The 2,950-nt window shown below is 72.2% G+C and carries 4 protein-coding genes and 1 pseudogene; all 5 read left to right on the forward strand.

Going from position 1 to position 2,950, the window contains the following annotated elements; translation table 11 throughout:
* Nucleotides 1–1,105: FecCD family ABC transporter permease (locus H0W38_RS20060; RefSeq protein WP_367162475.1), on the forward strand; the 1,105-nt coding region annotated here is incomplete at its 5' end.
* Nucleotides 1,102–1,257 (forward strand): annotated as a pseudogene (locus H0W38_RS20065) (ATP-binding cassette domain-containing protein); the annotation flags it as partial. The gene H0W38_RS20060 and the pseudogene H0W38_RS20065, both read left to right, overlap by 4 nt.
* Nucleotides 1,258–1,342: 85 nt before the next feature.
* Nucleotides 1,343–1,897 (forward strand): ABC transporter ATP-binding protein, encoded by a 555-nt coding sequence (locus H0W38_RS20070; protein ID WP_292457490.1) that lies wholly within the window; start codon nt 1,343–1,345, stop codon nt 1,895–1,897.
* Nucleotides 1,884–2,663 carry a ferredoxin gene (locus H0W38_RS20075; RefSeq protein ID WP_292457492.1) on the forward strand — a complete coding sequence of 260 codons (780 nt, stop codon included), beginning with the start codon at nt 1,884–1,886 and terminating at the stop codon, nt 2,661–2,663. The genes H0W38_RS20070 and H0W38_RS20075 overlap by 14 nt, the downstream gene beginning before the upstream one ends.
* Before the next feature lie 43 nt (nt 2,664–2,706).
* On the forward strand, nt 2,707–2,950 hold a 244-nt coding region (locus H0W38_RS20080; protein ID WP_292457494.1), incomplete at its 3' end, for a DUF1826 domain-containing protein.

The raw sequence follows: 2,950 nt of genomic DNA on the forward strand, positions 1-2,950 counted from the left end.
GCCCACCGCAGAGCTCGCAGTGGCCGCGCCAGCCGCACGCTTCGAGTTGCTGCGCGCGATCGAGCGGCACCGGGCGCGGCAATGGATCTTCGGCAGCGCGGCGCTGCTGCTCCTCGGGTTGCTTTCCCTGGCCTCTGCGGGGCTGGGAGTGGACTCGCTCACACCCTCGCAAGTGCTGCGTGCCGTGTGGTCCGGCTGGCTGCCGCCGGCCTGGTCGCTCGACCTCACCCCCACGCAGATCGCGATCGTGCAGGACCTGCGCCTGCCGCGCACCGCCATGGCCGTCGTCTGCGGCGCCGGCCTGTCGATGGCCGGCGTGGCGATGCAGGGCATCACCCGCAACCCGCTGGTCAGCCCCTACACGCTCGGCATCTCGCCGGCCGCCGGGCTGGGGGCTTCGATCGCCATCCTGCTGGGCCTGAACGCGCTGCCCGGCAGCGGGCCGTACTGGACGGTGGCGCTGGCCTTCGCCTCGGCCGCGCTGTGCGCCGCCGTGGTGCTCGGCCTGGCCTCGCTGCGCGGCGTGAACTCGCTCGTGCTGATCCTCGGCGGGGTCGGCCTCACCTACCTGTTCGGCGCGCTCACCGCCACGGTGCAGTTCGTTGCCAGCGAGCAGCAGCTCGCGTCCATCATCCACTGGACCTTCGGCTCGCTCAACGGGCGCACCTGGGACGAGGTGCTCATCGCCGGCGCGGTGTGGCTGGCGTGCACGCCGCTGCTGTGCCTGCACGCCGGCGCGTTGAACGCCTTCGCGGCCGGTGGCGACGACGTGGCCGCCTCGCTCGGCTTCGCGGTGGCGCGCACGCGCATCGTCGTCACGCTGGCCGCCGTGCTGTCGAGTGCGGCCATCGTCAGCTTCACCGGCGTGATCGGCTTCGTCGGTCTGCTGGCGCCGCACATCGCGCGCCTGGCGATCGGCGGCGACCACCGCGTGTTGCTGCCGTTCGCCGCCATCGTCGGCGCGCTGCTGGTGCTGGCGGCCGACCTGATCGGCCGGCTCGCCTTCGCGCCGGTGATCGTGCCGGTCGGCATCGTCGTGGCCTACATCGGCGTGCCGCTGTTCCTGCACCTGCTGCTCACGCGGCGCAACGAGATGTCGTCATGAGTGGGGCTTCCCTGCTGAGGGTGCGCGCGCTGGACTGCAGCTACGGCGGCAAGCCGGTGCTGCACGGCATCGAGCTCGATGTGGCGGCCGGGGAAGTGGTGGGCCTCGTCGGGCCCAACGGCGCCGGCAAGAGCACCCTGTTGAAGTGCGTGAACGGCATTGCGCCCTTGCGCAAGGGCAGCATCGTCATCGACGGCCGGGCGTTGACTGCTTACGGCCGGCGCGCTGGCCCGTGCGGTGGCCTACGTGCCGCAGCACAGCGGCTCGTCGATGTCGCTGCGGGTGATCGACATGATCGCGCTCGGGCGCTCGCCGCACCGCGGCCTGGCGACGAGCGCTGCGGACCGCGATCATGTGCTCGACGCCCTCGAAGGCATGCAACTGCAGCCGCTGGCGATGCGCTTCTTCGGCGAGCTCAGCGGCGGCGAGCGCCAGCGGGTGTTGATGGCGCGTGCGCTGGCGCAGCAGGGCCGGCTGCTGCTGCTCGACGAGCCCACCAGCGACCTCGACCTGCGCCATCAGCTCGGCACCCTGGGCACCGTGCGGGCGCTGGCCGACGAGCGCGGCGTCGGCGCGCTCATCGCCATCCACGACCTGGCCCTGGCCGCCCGCTTCTGCGACCGGCTGGTGATGCTGCAGGACGGACGCGTGCAGGTGCAGGGCCCGTGGCAGCAGGTGCTGACGCCGGCACACCTGCGCGCCGTGTACGGCGTCGATGCCCGCGTCGGCAGCGACCAGGGCGTGCCCTGGGTGACGGCCACCGCAACGGCCCCGAACCGTGCTGCCGCCTGATTTGTCTCCACCGCGTGCGCCGCGCCGCGCCGCCGTGCTGCTCGCCAAGGCGGCGATCACGGGGACGGCGAGCGCCGAGATGCAGGTGCTTTCGCAGCGGCTGGCCGCTTCGGGTGTGGCGCAGACCACCCGGTTCGCGTTCAGCGAGCAGGGCTCGCCCTCCTTGCGCGAAGTGCTCCGCACGCTGGCCGACGACGGCTTCGAGGACGTGCTGCTGCTGCCCCTGCTGCTGCCAATGGAGCCGGGCTTCAGGGTGTGGATCGCACGCTCCGTGGAGCGCTGGCGCGCGACCGAGCCGCAGCGGCCCTGGCCCGCGGTGCGCATCGCGCCGTCGCCCGCCGAGACCGACGCGATGGATGCGCTGCTGCGCGAGCTGATCGAGGCTGCCCGCGATGCGCAGGTGCCGCCCGAAATGCGCCAGTCCGTGCCGCAGGGCTCGGTCGTGCCGCCGCAGAAGCGCCGCGTGCTCGTCTGCCAGGGCGGGCCCTGCAACGACGCCGGCGCGGCGCTGATCTGGGGCCATCTGCGCAACGAACAGAAGCGCCTGAACCTGCGCACCGGGGGCGACGGCGTGATGAGCTGCAAGACCACCTGCCTTGGGCCCTGCAATCTCGCACCGGTGCTGCAGGTGTTTCCGGAGGGCACGTACTACGGCGGCGTCGATGAAGCCGGCGTCGACCGGATCATTGCGCGGCATCTGTGCCGGGGCGAGGTCGCAGAAGAACTCGCCTACCTGCCGCTGGCCAGCCGGCAAGTCCTGCGCTGACCCGTTCGAACGAAAGGACATCGTCTTGCTCGACTTTGCATTCTTGAAAACGAAACGCACTGCGCCGCCCGAGACCGGACGCAACGGCGCATTGCGTCTGCCGGCCGCTGCCGAGCCGCCGACCGTGCCGGCTGTCGAGACCGGCAATGACCCCGGCGTGCTCGAGCGGGTGAGCGACCCGTCGATCGAACTCGCGCTCTGGCGGCGGCAACTGCCGGCGGGCCTGGCCGCGTGGCTCGAGGCTTTGCCGGCCGCGCTGCTGCCGGTGGCGCGGCTCGATGTCACTC

Origin of the sequence: Methylibium sp. (assembly GCF_013817365.1) — a bacterium.
Classification (GTDB): Bacteria; Pseudomonadota; Gammaproteobacteria; order Burkholderiales; family Burkholderiaceae_C; genus Methylibium.